Source organism: Microbulbifer mixtoriginis (SeqCode) (genome assembly GCF_052467515.1).
Window position 1 is genome coordinate 1639675 of sequence record NZ_CP174314.1, and the last position, 19960, is coordinate 1659634.

General features: G+C 52.6%; 3 protein-coding genes. All 3 read left to right on the forward strand.

Annotated elements, in window-relative coordinates; all coding sequences use genetic code 11:
- Nucleotide 1: 1 nt before the first annotated feature.
- The 3 genes from ACJJIT_RS07015 to ACJJIT_RS07025 all read left to right on the forward strand — a co-directional run bounded on the left by ACJJIT_RS07015 (nucleotide 2) and on the right by ACJJIT_RS07025 (nucleotide 19924).
- Nucleotides 2–1381: an AgmX/PglI C-terminal domain-containing protein gene (locus tag ACJJIT_RS07015; protein ID WP_252082137.1), complete on the forward strand. Its 1380-nt coding sequence runs from the start codon at nucleotides 2–4 to the stop codon at nucleotides 1379–1381.
- Nucleotides 1382–1661: 280 nt separating this feature from the next.
- The gene (locus ACJJIT_RS07020; protein WP_444900438.1) at nucleotides 1662–14699 is read left to right on the forward strand and encodes an isopeptide-forming domain-containing fimbrial protein; all 13038 of its coding nucleotides are present in this window, start codon (nucleotides 1662–1664) and stop codon (nucleotides 14697–14699) included.
- Entirely contained in the window at nucleotides 14699–19924 is a 5226-nt protein-coding gene (locus ACJJIT_RS07025) for an OmpA family protein (protein WP_444900439.1), read from the forward strand. The genes ACJJIT_RS07020 and ACJJIT_RS07025 overlap by 1 nt, the downstream gene beginning before the upstream one ends.
- Nucleotides 19925–19960 lie beyond the last annotated feature (36 nt).

The following is a 19960-nucleotide window of genomic DNA, read 5'->3' on the forward strand; positions in this document are numbered from 1 at the left end:
TGTGAGTAATTTTCTACAACAACAGCAGGCACTTAGCGAATCGCTCAATGCGGTTCGCCAGCGCATGCTCCTGCTCGAGGATGAGCGGCAGCAGATAGAGGCACAGCTGGCCGAGTTGCAGGCCAATGGCACCAAGTTCCAGCTGCTTGATGAAATTTCCGAGCGCTTGCGCAAGCTCGAAGAGGCCGGCGCCGGTGAAATGTTCTGGGCCGAGGATTACAGGGTCGATGCCTCCGAGCGGGTGATTGCTCGAATCGGTGAGTCCACCCGCGATTTCAACGAACAGCTGGAGCAGCTGCATCAATCCCGCCGGCAAGTGCTCGATAATATTGAATACTGCAGCGAGGAAATCTTTGCTCTGGACGAGCAGGCAGATGAGCTGCGCCGTGAAGAGGAAGAGTCCAAGTACGAATTCGAAATCACCCGTGAGTTCGAGCAACCGGATTTTCGCCCAATGGTTATGCCCTGGCATACCCAGGGTGAAGATGAAAAGCGTTTCCGTCTCTGTGTATTCGCCTCTCTGTTTATTGCCACTTTATTAGGTTATCTGGTGCCACTCTATACGTTGCCGGAACCGGAAAGCGAAGTGGTTGAGATTCCAGAGCGTTTGGCCAAGCTGGTAATCGAGAAGAAAACCAAGCCCAAGCCACCGCCGGAGCCGGAGAAAACCAAACCCAAGAAAGAGGAGAAGAAGCCCGAGCCCAAGCCTGAGCAGAAGGTGGCCAAGCAAGAGCCCAAGCCAACCAAAACTGAGAAGAAGCAGGCGCGCAAGAAAGCTGAGCGCACAGGTGTTCTGGCCTTTAAGGATAATTTCCAGGATCTGATCCAGGATGATCTGGATAACCGTCTCGGCCAGCAGACCCAGCTGAGCACGGCGGGTAAGAAAGAGAATCGCAGCCAGCGCTCTCTGATTACGTCTGCCGCAGCCAAGGGCAGTGGTGGTATCAGTGCTTCAGATGTGAGTCGCAATGTGGGCGGAACGGGTTCTTCCCTGGGGGGTGTCGAGTTTGCACGTGTTGAAAGTGCTATTGGCAATGAGGGTGACTTTGCCGGTGAGGATCGACCGCTCAGCGATGGTGTTGGCCCGTCTCGTACTGACGAGGAAATTCAGATTGTCTTCGATCGCTATAAGAATGCGCTCTATCGCATTTACAACCGCGAGCTGCGCAACAACCCGGCTCTGCAGGGCAAGATGGTGCTGAAGATCACTATCGAACCGGATGGCTCTGTGTCCCTGGCACAAGTGGAGTCCAGCGATATGGATTCGCCGGCACTTAATGCCAAAATTGTTGCAAGGGTCAAACGGTTTAACTTCGGTGAAAAGGCTGGTGTTCCAACAATCACCATTCTCTACCCGATCGACTTCCTACCGCAGAGTTAATCAAATGGGCCTCCTTCTCGCTTGTGCGGGAAGGGGCCCCTTTTTTTCGGGCAGTTTTTGTCTGCTTTCACAGCTTTTTCCCTCCTGGGTTTGCCTGAGAACCACTTGGCAATCTTCAAAAAAGTCCTCCTGCCGGGCGGTATTTATGACCTGCTTCACGGCCACTTTTCCCCTCTGCAATTAAAGTTCGCGCACCGGGCAGACCCTGTGCGGCGGCAGTACCTGAGGGTGCTGTCAAGGATTTTGTAAACAGAAAAGCGGCGGCTAATAAGTGACGATGATGTCGGAAGTAATTGGACGGAAATCCTGGAATAATGCGCTTGTTGGTTTAGTGCTGCTCTGTATTTACATTGCTTTATTTTCTCCGCAGGCAAGGGCGGATCACAATTGTCCCTCATCTCCAGATAACCCCGCATCTTTTAATATCCTTGACCATAGCTATAGTAATAGCTGGTGTGAACTCTGTGGCGATGGCCAGGTGACCATCAGAATTGTTGTTCCCAGCATCCGTAGTGGTTTTATGGGAACCCAGCATATTGAAAATATTGTGGTCACAGAAAACCTGGGGACTTCACAGCTGGAATATATCCCCGGTTCCACTACAGTAAGCTCTGGTGCTGTTTTAAGTGAACCTACTGTCAGCGGCACTACTATCCGTTGGGACCAAAACGACCTGTCTGCACTCGCTGCACGTAATGAAAGTACTACCTTATGGATTACTTTCGGTGTGCGCAGTAGGGCAGACCGTGAAGAGGATTTGGTTAATAACAACCGCACTATTAATGCATCTGCCTCTTTCGACTATTGTGGTGATTCGGAGACAGATTACGATAGTATGGAGCTGGCTATTAAAGAGCCGCTGCCCTCCGTAGATAAACGCGGGCGCAATATCGATGCGGGTCAAACTAATTACACCAATAATGTTTATGGCAATATTAATGATGACGTGATCTGGCGTATCGCTATCTCCAATGCTGGCGATGCAGATATGCAGGATGTACGTTTTGATGATTTGATGACCAACCCGAATATGGACATCAATTATGCCTGTTCCAGCGAATCAGCGGCGCAGGCTATCGCCAATAACAATGGTTCCAATCCTGGTGTCTCTGGGTGTGTTTCAGCCAGCAACAATATCAATAATTTTGAGCTGAATGGCAGCTTCTCCGGTGGTTCAGGACGCACAGATGTTCCTGCAAACTCAACCCTGAATATCTATCTGGTAGGTAAGGTAAACACCTCCTGTAGTGACGGCACTAATACGGTTTCAGATATACAGTGGGGTTGCGAAATTGATGACGATACCGGTGTTGGGGGTATTTCCTCTCCTGCAGTAGGCTCAGGGCCCGGTTCAGATTCCGAAGCGATGTATGCCCGAGTTGCCGATGCACTCGATATTACCCAGGCCATTACTGGCACTAATTTGAATCAACCACTGGGTTCGGCTGGTTTTGTAACCATTACCATCAATAACCAGACACGTGGCTCGGTTAAGGATATCCAGTTCGTTAGTGATCTTCCGGATGAATATGTGGTGGATACCACCTATACACCACAAATTACCCGCTCGCGCCGTGGCGTTGATGGGCATGGGGCCAACTACAGCTCCACTTACCCCGGTAAGGCCGATACCTTGCAATGGCGTGTGGGTAGCAATTGGAATCAATGGCACACTGATCCACTGCAAAATAACAAGCCGGAATTCCGCCTGCTGAGTAGCACCACGCACCCGAATTATTCGGATCAGCGTAATATGATGCGTCAGGGCGATGAGATACAAATCCGTTTCCGTATTGTTACCACTGAGCCTGACTTTTTCGACAAGATGGCCGATCTCGATGTGGAAGTAGAATCGGCAGGTAACGGCAAGGACCCGAACAGTAATATTAGCCTCGCCAATAATGTTGTAACGATTGACTACGAGGATTTCTGCCCCAGTACCAATCCTCCCACGCAGATTGAAAATCAGTCGGTTACCCCGAACCCGGAAGATCTGGATATCAGCACCGTGCATCCTCTGTACATTGTGCGGGATAGCGGTACGTCTGATCTGACGGTAGATGTAACCAACAATGGTGGCCACGATGCTGATAACTACGATGTGTATGTCACCTTTGGTGAAGCTATGCGCGTGCTGTCGAATGACCGCGCCTGTACTCCAGTTGGCAAGCCTAACCCCGGCACCGTGCCCGCGCACCCGCTTTGGAACCAACCGGACTTTCTGCCAGCTTCGGCTGCGGTTTATCGCTGTACCAGTCTAGATGGTGTCATTGAACCGGGCAGAACCGAGCGTATTATTTTCCAGGTAGAAAAAAACCATTCTGCCACCGATGATGATCTTACCTTCCGCGCCGATGTGGTGGGAGAGATAACCTTGTCCGATGGCACTCCGCTGTATTTCCCTAATCCAGCGGTGTTGAATGAAACAACGCCTCAGAAGCAGTTGGCCAATAACTACACCCTCGACGGTATGCGCGCGCGGGTCATGGGTTTTAACCTGATCAAGGAGCGCTCTGATCAGTGTAATGAATTAACTTCCGAAGCTGCATTCCCCAATAGCAGTGTGTTGATTGGTGAAGAGTGTCGCTTTGAAATCCAGGCCGGAGGCTGGTTTGGTTTCGACACGCCCGGATTTACCCTGATTGAAGTGCGCGATATTGATGTGCGCGATGACTTGCCGGATGGTCAGGGCTATATCGCCGATGCTCCGCTTACTTGTGCGGATGTCACCCTGCCGCACCCGGTTTCTCAGGTAAATTGTGTAGTGATTCCCAGTGGCGATATTGTGGAGACCGGGGGCTTGAATATTCCCCTTAGCGAAGCAGACTTTCTCTGGGATGTGACCTCCAAGATAACCCTGCGCGACCGCTGGTTCCTTGCAGATATGACCACGCGCTTACTCAATGATCCGGTGGATACTGAGAACACCGACCCGAATCAGCATGCCAATCCCAGCACCGATTACGCGCGCGCGCAATTTACCGCGGTTTTCGACACCGAAACTATTGTGGTGGATAACTACAATACCAGCGGTATTTTTACCAATATTGATGGTGTGCCTACTACCGTACCGGGTTTCCCGGATATTACCGAGTGGTCGGAAACTGTAACCGTCTCCGAGCCCCATATCGAGGTTGATAAAAAAGTCTGTAACGAAAATCTCTACGGTATAGGTACCAGCTGTACAAATTTCGTGGACTTTACTAACGAAGGCCACCGGGACCAGACCTACATTTTCCGCCTGACCCTGACTAATCGCACAGCCGATAGCGGTGTAAACCGTGCTCCTGCCTACGATCTGGTGATCACCGATACGCTCGACCCTTCCGGTCAAATGTGTGTGCAGGCCCTGAGCAGCGATGGCCTGGATAACGATGGTGATGGCTCAGCGGAAACGAATAACGGTGATGATGGATGGGTAGGCACCACTACAGGTGCTAATAATTATTCTGAAGCCAGCCATTGTAGTAGTGGTGGAACTCCGGCGATTGTCACTTTCTCTTATGAGCATTCCACAGCGCTGGAGCGGATTAATCCCGGTGACTCGGTAACCCTTTACTACCGCGTTAAGCCACATCGCTCCGTAGCGCCACTACAAATTTTTAACAATACCTTTTATGCCCGCTACGACAGCCTGGAAGGTGACTTTGGCCAACAGACCGCCACACAGATCGACAGTGACCTGGACAATGATGGCGTTGGCGATGGCACTCCCGCAGCAGGGCGTGCGCGCCATTATAAATCTGCGGATGCACAAGCGCGAATGCAGATTATTGAGGTGAAAGCGGAACCGAAGCAGGCTTTGCAATTATCCAATGGTGCTGCCAGCGGCACCAATAAAGATACTGCGGTTGTGGGCGAGGAAATTCGCTATCAGCTGACTGCAAAAATTCCTGCGGCTAAATTGCGTAACTTTATTATCCGCGATGAACTGCCGGCGGGAATGCGCTGTATTGAAGGGCAAACCGTAAACCTCGATGCATCGCCCTATGATGCTGCTGGCTTTATTCCCGGTGGTACTTTTAGCGCTACCTGTACCAGTACAGGTAGCGCTGATTACGTGGAGTGGAATTTTGGCGATCAGGAACTTACCACGGTAACCGGTAGCCTGTTTGATTTTCCGGTGGAATTTATTGCGCGTATTGAAAATAGCAGCAATACCGATGACGGTGATGTGCTCGGTAATGGTGGTAGTTACACCACTGCCCAGGTGAGCTATGTGGATGAGGCTAATCAAAACGTTACGGTACCTTTTGCCTCCCACGAAATTACCGTGCTGGAACCCAAGATACAGCTGAACAAATCGTTCGCTGTAACTAACAGCGATGCAGATGATATTCTCACAGTAACTGTCACTGCAGAAAATATCGGTACCGCCACCGCCTATAACCTACAGGTACTCGATGACCTTACCGGCTCCAAGTTGGTTTATATCGGCAATATTGGAGGTAATGATCCACCCCAAAATGTCGATATCACTTCCGTGGGTGCTAATGCACCGATCTTTAGCTGGAATCGCAGTAATGCGGATTACAGCATCGCCATGGGCGCTACCAAGTCATTCACCTTTGATGTGCGGGTAGAGCAGGGTGTAGAGCCCCATGAGATTCTGGATAACACCATTCAGGCCCGATGGCAGTCCCTGCCGGGCAAAGATATTTCATTGAATAGCAGTAAGACTATTGGCAATGATGGAGCTGCTGACGGTATGCGTATCGGCGTGTTACCCAATGGTGGCGACGCTATTAATGATTATGAAACCAATGCCAGTGCCCAGACAGAAGTCTTGCCGCTACAGATAAACAAAACCGATTTACAGCCCGCTGTAGTTCCCACCATTGGTGCTCATAAAAAATTCCAGCTGGAAATCCGCTTGCCAGAAGGTATCAGCCAAAATGTAGCGGTTACCGATCAGCTCGGCAGCCCGGAAGGCTATGTGCTCATCCATAATGCCGATTTCGATATTACTTATGATTTTGTCGGTATCGAAACCATTAACGGCGCAGCGCCATCTGAAACAGCATTCAATAGTTTCCCCACAGATAATACTGCCGGCAATGCCACCTGGAATATTGGCACCGTGGATACTGCCAGTGAAAATGACACGGTTGGCGGTACTATTGAACCACTGATTCGTATTACCTACTTTGCCCGTATCGCCAATGATTTGGCTACAAATAATGGCGATTCCCGTCGCAATGGTGCCACCCTGTCTTACCGCAATGGCGAAACCGGAGCCGGGGAAAACCTCAATGACAACACCGCTGCGGTTACCGTGGTAGAGCCTTTGCTAGCGGTCAGTAAAACCGTCAGTAATGCGACCAACCCCGGCAATTTGCCTGTGGGTGGTGATGTACTGGAGTACGAAATTACCGTGGCCCACGATGGTGGCTCCACAGCAGCTGCTTACGACTTAAACCTGGTGGATACACTGCCTTCGGAATTGCGCCTGGACAGCAGTTTTACTCCAACGGCACTCATTAATGGTGGTGCTGTGGCAGGTTTTGTCTCAGCACCGGCGGCAGCGCCCAATGGCCCCTTGCTTTGGGGGCGGGAGAACGGAGATAACAGTCTGGACCTGCAGTTGGGTGAAACTCTGGTGATTACCTACCGCACTCAGGTGAATGGGGTATTTGGTTCTCCCATTAGCAATAGTGTGATGTTGGATTGGACCTCTCTCGACAACAGCAGTACAAATGATCAGGCCTATGAACGCGATGGTGCTGGCTGCCCAAGTATTTCGGCACCGGATGATTACTGTGTGGGCCCGGCCAGTGCCAGTATCGACACGGTGGATAACACCACTATTTCCAAGACAGTCATTGCGGATTCCGATAGCGCCACTCCAGTGGGTACGGTACGGGTTGGTGACACTGTTACCTATCAGCTGGTTCTGAATCTGCAGGCGGGCACCACACCGGCGGTAACCGTTAGCGATACGCTGCCGAGCGGATTGGAGTTTGATTCCATTGTCAGCGTGAACGGTGATACCACCGCGCCCTACGATGACAACTTGAATGATTACACCTATGCGGCGATTGCCGTGCCTGGCGACGGGGATACTGGTACCGTGACCTGGAATCTGGGCGATATTCTCAGTAACTTCGGTAATACCAATCAATTTATTATTGAGTACACCGCCAAGGTACAAACCGGCGCGGGCATTGCGGTGCCCACTGCCACCCTCACCAATACTGCGCAACTGAATTACACCGGTGCCGCCAGCACATTGCAGGACAACGCCAGTATTACAGTACTGCAGCCGCGCCTTGCGAATCTGACTAAAACCGATGCCAACTGGCCCAGTTCCCATATGAATGTGGATCCGGCCAATGATGTGATGCAGTTTACTTTACAAGCCTGTAACACTGGCTTGGCTCCAGCTTACGATCTGTCTTTGACCGATGATCTGGCGACGCAGATGGAGCAAAGTTCCATCGCCAATTTACGGGTCTCCCTGGATGGCTCAGTACTGACTCAAGGTACTGATTACAGCTACACTGCACCGGTCAATCGCGGTGACGATATGCACTTTACTTTACAGGTGCCTATCGACGCTGGTGCCTGCTTGGATATTTATTATGAAATTGGCTTTTATACTGATATCGGCGGCGGTGAAAACTGGGTAAACACTTTTACAGCAAATGAATTCTGGTCACTGCCCAGCAAGAGCGGTGAACAGTATGCTGCAGTTCCCCTGGCAACGCCTTACCCGATGGGTACTGTTGCCACTACGGTAACGCCTCCGCAGAAAACGCTGCTTACTGCCCCCACAGCGGCAGTGGGTGAGGAAGTGATATACCGCATTCAAGTACCGGGTAGCGCCACTACTGCGGCGATTCACGATTTGGTGATTACCGATGTGCTCGACCCCAGCCTGACACTGGTGCAGCTGCAGGAAATTAATGGCCGCGCATTTACCGATAACACCAGCAGTAACAATATTGCCCTGGCTGTTGACATGCTTCCGGCCGGCGAAGTGGCAATTTTTGAAGTGCGCGCACGGGTTGCCAATAATGCAACCGCGCAAGCGGGGCACAACTTTGCCAATCAAGCCAGTTATACCTTTGCCGCCACTAAAGGTGGGGCTGCACAGGCCGGCGGTGTCGGCACTGCGCCGGTGCTTACTATTGTGGAGCCGGATTTATCCGCAACCAATACGGTGGTCAACCAGACCAGCCCCGGTAATGACCCCGATGCGGGCGATATTCTGCGCTTTACCCTGGACCTAGCCGCTGCGGGCAGCCCGGAGAATTCCACCGCTTTCGATTTGGCTATCCTTGAGCAGCTCTCTCTGGGGCTGCAATTCGTACCGGGCAGTGTCACCTTTGCAGGTGCCGCCCAGGCCGACCCCACGGTAACCGGCGATGGTGTTAATGCTGCGCAAACTCTCGAGTGGAGCCGTGCCAACAGCGATCTGGATATCTCTGCCGGTAATAACAGCCTGTTGGTATTCGATGCTCTGGTACTGGATGAAGTGCTGGCAGCTGCCACACTTTCCACCACTGCGCGCATCGAGTGGACCAGTCTGGATGAAGATAACAGCAGTCCCCATGAGCGCAATGGTGCTGACGGTGTCGGCGGTTTAAATGATTATGTACTGGAAAATATTGCCGCACAGCTGACCGCCGCCAATGACAGCGTACTGAGCAAAACCCGTGTTGACGATAGCTACGGTAGCACTGATGTGCAGTTGCGTATCGGCGATCTGGTGGAATACGAGCTGCGTCTGGCCCTGCCAGAAGGTACAGCACCGAAGGCGCAGATTGTCGATACTTTGCCGCAGGGCATGGTCTTTGCCGGCACTGTGTCGATCAATGGAGATAGTAATGCACCTTTCGCGGCTGTGGCACCTTTCCTCCACAACGCTATCGCCGAGCCGGTGCAGGCTGGTGACCCGGCCGCGGGCCCGACCACACTGAGTTGGAATATTGCTGATTTGCGCAACCAAGGCGATAACAACGCAGCTAATGATGAATTTGTGCTGCGCTATCGCGCGCGGGTATTAAACCGCGATGTGCACCCATGGCCAGCCAACAATACTGCACTCACTAATAATGTTGTTTTCAGCTTCGATGCCGCTACCGGTAATGAAACACGCAATGACAGTGAAACTCTGGATCTGCTACAGCCAGACCTGGCAATAGCAATCAGTTCGAACCCTGCTGGGGGTACCACTCTCTCCGCCGGTGATAGGGTCGATTACACCATTACTATTACCAATAATGGTTCTGCGCCCGCCTATGATCCGCTCTTTAAAGATTTGATTCCCATCGGCCTGCGCCAGGCTGGTATCAATGTGCAGTCAGTAACTGTCAATGGCGCTACTGCAACGGTTGTTGCTCCAACTTTCGACAGCAGCACTGGCGCAGCGATTTGGGATTTCTCCGCGGGTACCGGTTACGCCATTAACCCAGGCCAGACTTTACAAATGGTGTACCGCGTTCAGGCGGATGCTAATTTGGGCGCGGGCCTTAATCTGCAAAATGCCGCTTATGTGGAGACTTATTACTCTTTGGATGGCGACAATCTGCCTTCTCTCGGTACGACGGCCGTGACTGCGGATATGCGCGAAGACTACGGCCCCACAGCCCCGGTGAGTGTGCAGTTTAATACTCCCAATGCCGCGCCGCTTTTCATTGAAAATACTCAGCCCACGGCTTCTATTGGCGAGCCGTTCAATTACCGCATTACTATTCCGCAAACGCCGCAGCCAGCAGCCCTGCACGATGTTAGCGTGTTGATTGACCTCAGTGCTTCCGCGGCGGATTTGGAATTTATTGGTGCGGCCAAGGTTTCCGGTAAAAATGCATTTATTCCGCAAAATACCGGTTCCGCTTCTGCACTGGTGATTGCCGATACTACCAACGGCATCGATGTGCCCGCTGGTGAGCAGGTGGTTATTGATGTAACGCTGCGCTTGCGCGACAGCAATCCACCCAATGTGGATGGCTTCATGTTTAGCAACAGCGCCAGTTACAGCTACAACTACGATAATGACAACCCGGCCATGGGGCAGGGTGCTGGTGCGGGTAATTCCACCTTGGATATGCAGGTGGTAGAACCCACGGCGATTACCCTGACAAAAACCGGCCCGGCCAGTGTGCAGTCCGGTTTACCCGGCACCTTTACTTTGGACTTACACAATATTGGTACCGGCCCAGCCTGGGATATCAGCGTGACCGATATCCTGCCGGACAATAATCCCGGTGGCATGTGTGAAACCGCACCAAATAATTTTGCGGCTCAAATCACCGATGCGGCCGGTACAGCGATTGCCACCCTGAGTGAAGGTACCGATTTTAATACGGCCTTTGATGCAGCCAGTTGTACTCTTACCATCACATCAATTGGCGCTGGGGCAATGTTGGCTGCGGATCACCATCTGCTGCTAAGTTACGACGCTACCCTGGATGCAGATACCCGCGATGGCGATACGCTCACTAATATTGCCGGGGTAACGCTGTGGCACAGTTGGGATAGCAGTGCGCCTGAAGCGCGTCAGTACACCCGTCCGGCGCCTACCGATGGTACACCTGGCGTGCTCGATCATGAGGATGCCTATACCCTGAGTGCTTCAGTTCCCAAGGTAACTTTCTACAAAACTGTTGAGAATGTTACTCGTGGACAAAACCCGGCTGTCACGGCCAGCCCTGCAGAGGTATTGCGCTACACCCTCACTTTGAAAAATATCAGCGGTGTGGATGTCAGTGGTATTGAAATTACTGATGACTTGGGCCGCCTAAACAGCTTGCCATTGTTCCAGTCGGGCTCCCTGCAACTGGTTACTGCTCCGGCGAGTAGCGATAGTAGCGGGACAGATGCTTCTGCTGGAACCCACGGCAGTGGCTTGTTGAAGGTGACCAATCTTGACCTGGCGGCAAGTGGCAGTGCGGGTGATTCCATTCAGTTGATCTATGAAGTAAGTCTCGCCTCTGTCATTGACAGCGGTACACCTGTGTTGAATCAGGCTCAGGTACAGTTGCCCGGTCAATTACTGAAAAACAGTGATGATCCCAATATTAACGGTACTGATGATCCTGACGCTGCGGGGGATGAAGACCCTACTCAGGTATTAATTGAATCTGAACCACTGCTGGTAATTCATAAAACCTCAGCAGATATGACCGGTGACCCGGACCTGCTGATGGTGGCGGATACCCTGCGCTATACCATTCGCGTGGAAAATACCGGTAACGAAAATATCGTTAACGGGATGTTGCGTGATCAGATCCCAGCGAACACTACTTATGTTGCTGGCTCCACCACCTTGAATGGTTCTGCGCTTACAGATGTAAGTGACGCTTCGCCGCTTGAAGCGGGTATGAACATTAATACATCTGGCGAAGCCGATGGTTTTATTGCTGCAGCGGCAACTGGCGCTGTGCCTGTGATGGTTACCTTTGATGTCACCATTAATGATGTCAATGACGGCACTATTATTTCAAACCAAGGCTTTGTTAATGGCGAAGGTGCTGGTAGTGGCCCCTTCGATGAAGTCCCATCGGATGACCCCGCTACAGATGCCCCCAACGATCCAACAATAGATATTGTTGGCGATGTTCCCCTGCTGGTTGCTCATAAGACCGTGGCAATTGCGGTGGATAATATTTCCACGGGCATTGTCGACCCCGGTGATGTGCTGCGTTACACCATTGCGATTACCAATATGGGGGGGGTTGATGCGCTGCAGGTGGCACTCACTGACCAAGTGCCTGTAAATACCACTTATATTGCCGGCAGTACCACCTTAAATGGTATCGCGGTTGCTGATAATGCCGGTGGTATGTCACTGCTGAATACTGCATTGCCGGTATCTTCTGATGACCTAACCCCACCTTTGCCAGGTGCCAACGAGGGGGTGATTACTTCTGCACAAACTGCCACTGTAACTTTTGATGTAATGGTGAATATGGATGCTGCCAGGGGTACGGTAATCAGTAACCAGGGCAGTGTTGCTGCAGAAGAACTGCCACTGGTACTCACTGATGCAGATGGCAATCCGGCCAATGGTGCCCAACCGACACTAGTGGTGGTGGGTGATGCACAGCTGCTTTCAATTGTAAAAGAAGTTGCCGTTGTCGGCGGTGGCGCAGCCGAAGCCGGAGCAGTGCTGGAATATCTGGTGACCATTGAAAATATCAGTGGTGTGCCGGCGACCATGGTAAATATTACTGATGATCTAATGGTTGCCGGCGATGGTGTCCTTACCTACGTTGCAGACTCTGCCATGCTCAATGGCCAAGTAGATGGAGTCAGCGTTGCCGGAACGGTAATTACTGCTGACTACTCCACAACTTATGGAGATTTGCTGCCGGGTGAAAGTGTGACATTGCGCTTCCAGGCAAAACTTTCCGACAGCCTGGAAATTGGCTACACCGTGGTGAATACCGCGGAAGTGCACTGGAATGATCCACCTTCAAGCAATCAGGCCAGTGTTGCTATCGATGTCGGTGGCACACCGGGAATCGCTAATTTGGCCGGTTACCTGTGGCACGATGTGAACTTCAATAATCAGGCCGATGCCGATGAACGCCTGTTGTTGAACTGGGCAGTGGATCTGTATTTCAACGGCGCATTGCTGGAAACTATCCAGACTGATGAAAATGGCTATTTCCATTTCCAGGGACTGGTACCCAACAATTATGGTGGTCTTAGTTACGAGATGCGCTACACCGCGCCGGATGCCAGCGAAAGTACCGCATCTCTGGGTAATCCGGTTTCCGATTTCACCAATGGTCCCCAGCGTATCAGTGAGATCTTTGTGGAGTCGGGTGCTAATCCGCAAGACTTAAACCTACCGCTTACGCCAAACGGAGTCATTTACAACTCCATCCTGCGTGCTCCGATTACCGGCGCTACGCTGAGTATGCTGCGTGCCAGCTCTGGACAAGAACTGCCGGATCGTTGCTTCGATGATGAAAAGCAGCAGGGTCAGGTAACCCGTGCCGGTGGCTACTACAAGTTCGATATTAATTTCGATGATGCCGCCTGTCCGGCCAATGCGGACTACCTGATTCGGGTAGAACTGGCCGATGACAATTATGTCGGTGGTGAATCCCTGGTTATTCCAGCGCAGACCAATGCGGAAACGGCAGGATTCGATGTGGGCGCCTGCCTCGGCAGAAATGCGGATATGGTGCCGGGTACTGCGCAACACTGCGAGGTGCAACTGTCCCCGACACATCCGCCACTGGATATAGAAGCGCGTGATACCCTGACCAACTATTACCTGCGCCTGACTCTGGATAACAAACAAATTCCAGGGGATAGCCAGTTGTTCAACAACCATATCCCCCTGGACCCGAAATTAGAGGGGGCGCTCTCTATTACTAAAACTGCGGCCATGTTGAATGTGACCCGCAGCCAATTGGTGCCTTACACCATTACCTTCGGCAATAACCTGCCGGTACCGCTTACCGATTTGCAGCTGGTGGACTTTTTCCCCGCGGGCTTCAAATACGTGGCCGGCTCGGCGCGTCTCGACGGCGAACCGGTGGAACCGGAGACAAAAGGCTTGCAACTGATCTGGTCCGACCTGCGTGTAGAGGCGGATCAGACCCGCGAGCTGAAACTGCTTCTGGTCGTGGGCTCCGGTGTGGGCGAGGGCAAGTATGTGAACCGTGCACGTATGTTCAACCAGCTCTCCGGGCAGACGGCGTCTGGTGAAGCTTCGGCGACCGTGCGTGTGGTACCGGACCCCACTTTCGACTGTACCGATGTGATCGGTAAGGTCTTCGACGATAAAAATATGAACGGCTACCAAGATGCCGGTGAAGGTGGACTGGCCGGTGCGAGAGTAGTCAGCGCTACGGGTCTCAATGCCACTGCCGATGCCCACGGTCGATTCCATATCACCTGTGCGGTGGTGCCGAACCCCGATCGCGGTTCCAATTTTGTGCTCAAGCTCGACGACCGCAGTTTGCCAAGCGGCTATCGTCTCACCACAGAAAACCCGCGCGTGGTGCGTGCGACCCGAGGCAAGATGGTGAAGTTTAACTTCGGCGCCAGCCTGCACCGGGTAGTGCGCCTGGATATGGCCGAGGCGGTCTTCGAACCGACAACTACCGAGATGCGTCCCCAATGGCAGTCCCGTATTGAGCTGCTGCTGGAAAAACTCAGTGAAGCGCCCTCGGTATTGCGCCTGTCCTACCTCGCGGAAAATGAAGACCCGGATTTGGTGGAAGAGCGTTTGCAAACGATCAAGGCGGATATTGCCGAGCAGTGGGCGCGTAGTTATGGCGACTACGAACTGACGATTGAAACGGAAGTGTTCTGGCGGCGTGGTGCGCCGCCCAGCAAAGGAGGGTGGCAGTAATGTCCTTTGCAGATGGCAATAAAAAGCGCAGTAACCTGGAGTGTTCGCACAGATCTGGCACAGCGCTTGTTGCGAAAAAAAACACTCACACATTTCGTCGGCGTGAGCGTTGCCTGGCCACAGCGATTACTTTGGCCTTGGCAATGCCTGTACACGCGCAGCAGCAAACTGACACCGAGGTAGCCGAACCCCTGGAAACCAGCTGGTGGCAGGTGTGGCAAAAAATTCCCGGACTGGCGCCAGAGGTAGAGGAGCCGCAGACGGAGTTTGAGGAAAAATCCATAGGCAGTAATACGGAAACGATGTTGCTGCGCGCCCCTTCCAATCAATGGCTGCAGGATGCGGGTACTTTTATTGCCCCACCCGAGCCGATTGTGGTGGAAGACTTTATCGAGCCATTACAGTTCTTCGCTGTAGCTGATGAAGTTTCTCCTGAGGCCATCGCGTTATTGCGTGAAAAGCTGGATGAGCTGGGAGAGACGCCCAATTTGCAATTGCATTTTATTGGTCACACCGATTCGGACCCGATGCAAAAAGAATTCGTTGCGGATTACGCAAGTAAGGAAGAATTTACCCTTGCCCGCGCTCAATTTGTGGCAGATTTTTTCCAGCAGGCTTTGGAACTGCCGGAGGAGATGATCGCGGTGGAAAGCCGCGGTGACGCAGAGCCCATTGCCGACAATATCACCACTGCCGGACGCGAACTGAACCGTCGTGTGCAAGTGCAGGTGAGTTACGATGCTCTGGATGCAGAGGCTATGGCAGCCCGTGCCCGCGCTGAAGCCCTGGCACTTAACCGGGTCAAAGTGTGTCGCCAGGAAACGGTTTGTAGATTGAATTATACCGCTGGCACTGAACAGCGCGCGCGCTTAAAAAACCTGGTTAATCCTTTGCGCTGGCAGCCGGGGCAGGCGAATTTACCCGAGGCGTTCTTACGGCGTATCCGCGAAGTGCGCACAAATCTGTCCAACAAGAAAAATCTGGTGATTCATTTTGTTGGTCATACCGATGCGCTTCCTCTGCAAATTGGTGAAAGCTCTGAGCAGCAACAGAGTGCTTATCAGGAAAAGTCCCATAGCGAAGCCCGACGTGTTGCTCTGGCGGTGCGCGATGCCCTGGGCCTACCGGACACGATGATAACCAGCAGCGGCAAGGGCGCCAGTCAGCCCATAGCCGCCAATGACACACCCAAGGGGCGCACCCTAAACCGCCGTGTGGAAGTGGAGTTCTGGTACGACGATCCCCTCGAAGTGGCGGTGGATGGCGTACAGGCCTGCCCGGAAGCGGCAGCCGCGGAAACCATTACCATTGCTCACCAATCCCTGCGTGGCGATATAGCGCCTATTCGTTTCGATAATGGCGATCCGATTATTACCCAGGCGCAGCTGACTCAAATTCGCGCTGCCATGGGGGAAATTTCGAGCAAAGCCAATGTGCGCCTGAGCTTTATTGGCTATAGCGAAAACAAGCGCATGGACCGCCGGGAAGCCATGGTCTACGGCGATGATGTTGGGCTCTCTGGTGCACGCGCGCGCCGTGCGATGGAGCAGGTAAAAGAGCTTCTTAGCCTCGAAGACTCCCAAGTGGAATTTGAAGGGCGCGGTTATGTGCAGTCCGACGATGTAGTGGCCAACGGTTTCACCCTGGATGAAGGTGCGAGGGTTGAAGTGCAGGTGCTCTACGATGAGCTGGCGATTCTGGCGGAGAGCGACCGCCTGGAGATCGAGCGTATTAACCGCGAAGCCATCGCTAACAACCCCTATTCACTGAATTTAATGCGTATTACTGTGGATGGCAGCCCCGAATACGATCCCTATAAAAACTCTGCCGATCTGCAGCGCTGTACCGATGTGGCGCTGGATAATGCGAATATCCAGTTCCGCTTCGATAACAAAAAAATGCAGCCGCGTCTGAATATTTCAGCCTGGCCCAATACCATTCGCTATGCGGATAACCCGGATACCGAGCACAGCGAGAACCGCGTGGTTTTCCGCAGCTACACCAACTATCCCAGTTTTATTGAGCGGGCCGAGGTACGCCTGTTTGAAGAAGGGCAGTCCCTTAGAGACACGCCGGTTGACATAGTCCCGCTGGCTGCCGGAGAAGGGGAGTGGTTTGCAGAATTTTCCCATTTCCAGGCACCGCTAAAAAAACTGCACTATGTCTTGCGGGTGTACGATAAAAAAGGCCGCTTCGATGAAACTGCCGAACAGACTCTGTGGCTGGTGGATAAGGTTGAAGAGTCAACGAAAGAGGTAAACGTTTCTCAGGAATTATTGGTTGGCTACGGTGAAAATCGCCTAGCGCGAAGAAATATTCCTCTGGATGGCAACAGTGTGCTGGTGAACGGTGCCGAGGTACCGCCAGGGCACACTGTGTGGCTGGCGGGCAACCCGGTACCGGTCAACGAGCAGGGTCAGTTTGTCGCCGAACAAATTTTCGACCCCGGTATGCACACCGTGGAAGTAGCTGTTTTGGATGAAGAGGGCAATGGTGAATTGTTCCTGCGCGATCTGGAATTTGCCAAAAACGATTGGTTTACCGTGGGTATTGCCGATCTCACGATTGGCTATGACAAAACCAACGGCCCGGCAGCTTTGGTTACCGGCGATGAAACCCACTACGACAATTCTGTTAGCTACGATGGCCGCCTGGCGTTTTATACCAGCGGTGGTTTCGGTGAGGGCTGGCGCCTCTCTGCCAGTGCGGATACGGAAGAGGGGCCGGTGGATGATTTATTTTCCAACTTTATGGAAAAAACGCCCGATGCCCTGTTCCGCCGTTTAGATAGTGATCTTTATTATCCCACCTTTGGTGACGACTCCACCGTAGTGGAAGACGCACCCACCTCCGGCAAGTTTTATGTGAAGTTGTCCAAGTACGACGACTACGGCTTGTGGGGTAATTTCAAGGCGACCTATGCCGATAACGAACTGGCGCAAATAGACCGCGCACTCTATGGTGCCAACGGCCACTTCGAAAGCGATTCCATGACCAGCTTCGGGGAAAAACGCTTTCAGGTGGATGCCTTTGGTGCGGAGCCTGGCACTATTGCCGGGCGCGATGAGTATCGTGGAACCGGCGGCTCCCTCTATTTCATGCGTCATCAGGATATTCTAAACGGCTCCGAACGCCTGCGGGTTGAAGTGCGGGATAAAGACTCCGGTTTGGTACTGGCAGTAAAAAATCTTTCCCCGGTGATCGATTACGATATCGATTACATTCAAGGCCGCGTACTGCTGAACAAGCCCTTGTCTGCCTTGGCTAACGATAATCTGTTAATCCAGGATGGCTCTTATAACGGTAACCCTCAGTATCTGGTAGCCCGCTACGAATACACCCCCGGCTTTGAAGAGATGGATACTCTTGCCTTTGGTGGCCGCGCCCATTACTGGTTTGGAGATTACGTAAAGCTGGGTCTCAGTGCTACCCAACAGGATGAGGATGACAACGAAACTGCGCTGCAAGGCTTTGATTTAACGTTACGTAAAACGGCAGGCAGCTGGCTGAAAGTAGAAGTGGCCAACAGTGAAGGCGGTAACCTCGATAGTACCAACTCCTTAGATGGTGGTTTTACTTTCGATAGCGGTCAAACTTTTGATCCTGAGGCTAGCGCTGCTGCCAACAAAATTGAAGCGAGCCTGCAGCTGGGTGATTTCTTCGAAAGCCTACGCGGCTCCGGTAATTTCTATCACCAGCAACGGGAAGCGGGCTTTTCTGGCCCCGGTCAATTTGCCCGCGGTGAAACCACCCAGTTTGGAGCGGGGATCAACCTACCTCTCGGTGAAAGTTTCGATGTGGGCTTGAAAGCGGATAGTAAAGAAGAGGAATTCGGCCTGCACACCAGTGCAACGGATTTGATGCTCGGCTACCGTCTCAACGATCACTGGCATCTCAGTTCCGGTGTGCGCAGCGATAGCCGTGAAGATTTCTCCCAAGTTGTGGCGGCCACCCAAACTCAGGGCGACCGCACTGATATGGCAGTGGAGGCCAGTTATGATTCTGGCGAAAATTGGAGTGCTTTCGGCTTTGTGCAGGGTACCGTAGAGGTGACCGGCACCCGTGAGGAAAACAATCGTGTTGGTGTCGGCGGTGCCTACCGGGTGAGCGACAGACTCACCATGGATAGTGAGGTTTCCAGCGGCGATACCGGCATGGGCGCGCGACTGGGCACTGACTTCCTGGTGAGCGACAGAACCAGCGTATACCTGAATTACACCCTCGATAACGAGCGCAGCGATACCGGCGTACGTGCCCGCAAAGGCAATATGAGTACCGGCTTCCGCAGTCGTTATTCCGATACCCTGAGTATGTATGGTGAGGAGCGCTACAGTCACGGCGATATCTCCACCGGCCTGACGCATGCCTTGGGTATGGACCTGGCGCCCAACGACCGCTGGACATACGGCACCACGGTAGAAGCGGGCACCCTGGAAGATCCACGTACCGGTGCTAAAACCGAGCGCAACGCTTTGGGGCTCAATATGGGCTATAGCCTGGATGCGATCCGTTTGGCCTCGGCGGTGGAATACCGTACCGATGCCATGGAAACCGCAGTGGATGAAAACACCGTGCTGGAATCCGAGCGCGATACCTGGCTGTTGAAGAATGTCCTGAGCTATCAGCTCAACCCAGACTGGCGCTTGGTTGGTAAATTCAATTACTCCGATAGCAAAAGTTCCCAGGGCGAGTTTTATGATGGAAAATTTACTGAAGCGGTAATGGGCTACGCCTACCGCCCGGTGAATCACGATCGCCTCAACACGCTATTGAAATACACCTATTTCTATAACGTGCCCACCAAAGATCAGGTAACCGTAGAAAACACCTCGGCTGAATTTATTCAGAAGAGCCATATTTTCTCCGTGGATGCCAGCTACGATCTCACCCAACGCTGGACCCTGGGAGGCAAATACGCCTACCGCCTCGGTCAGCTAAGTCTGGATAGAGAAGACCCGGAATTCTTTGACAGCCGCGCCAGCCTCTATGTACTGCGCGCAGACTGGCATTTTGTAAAACGCTGGGATCTCCTCATCGAAGGGCGCCTGCTCGATTTACCCGACGCGCAGGACAGCAAGAGCGGTGCATTAATTGGCCTATATCACCATATTGGTGATCACCTCAAGCTGGGGGTGGGCTACAACTTTACGGATTTCTCTGATGATCTTACTCAGCTGGATTACGACAGCCAGGGGATGTTTGTGAATATTGTGGGGAAGTTGTGACCAAAGGGTTGTGAGGGACAGTCTGAAAATATGGGA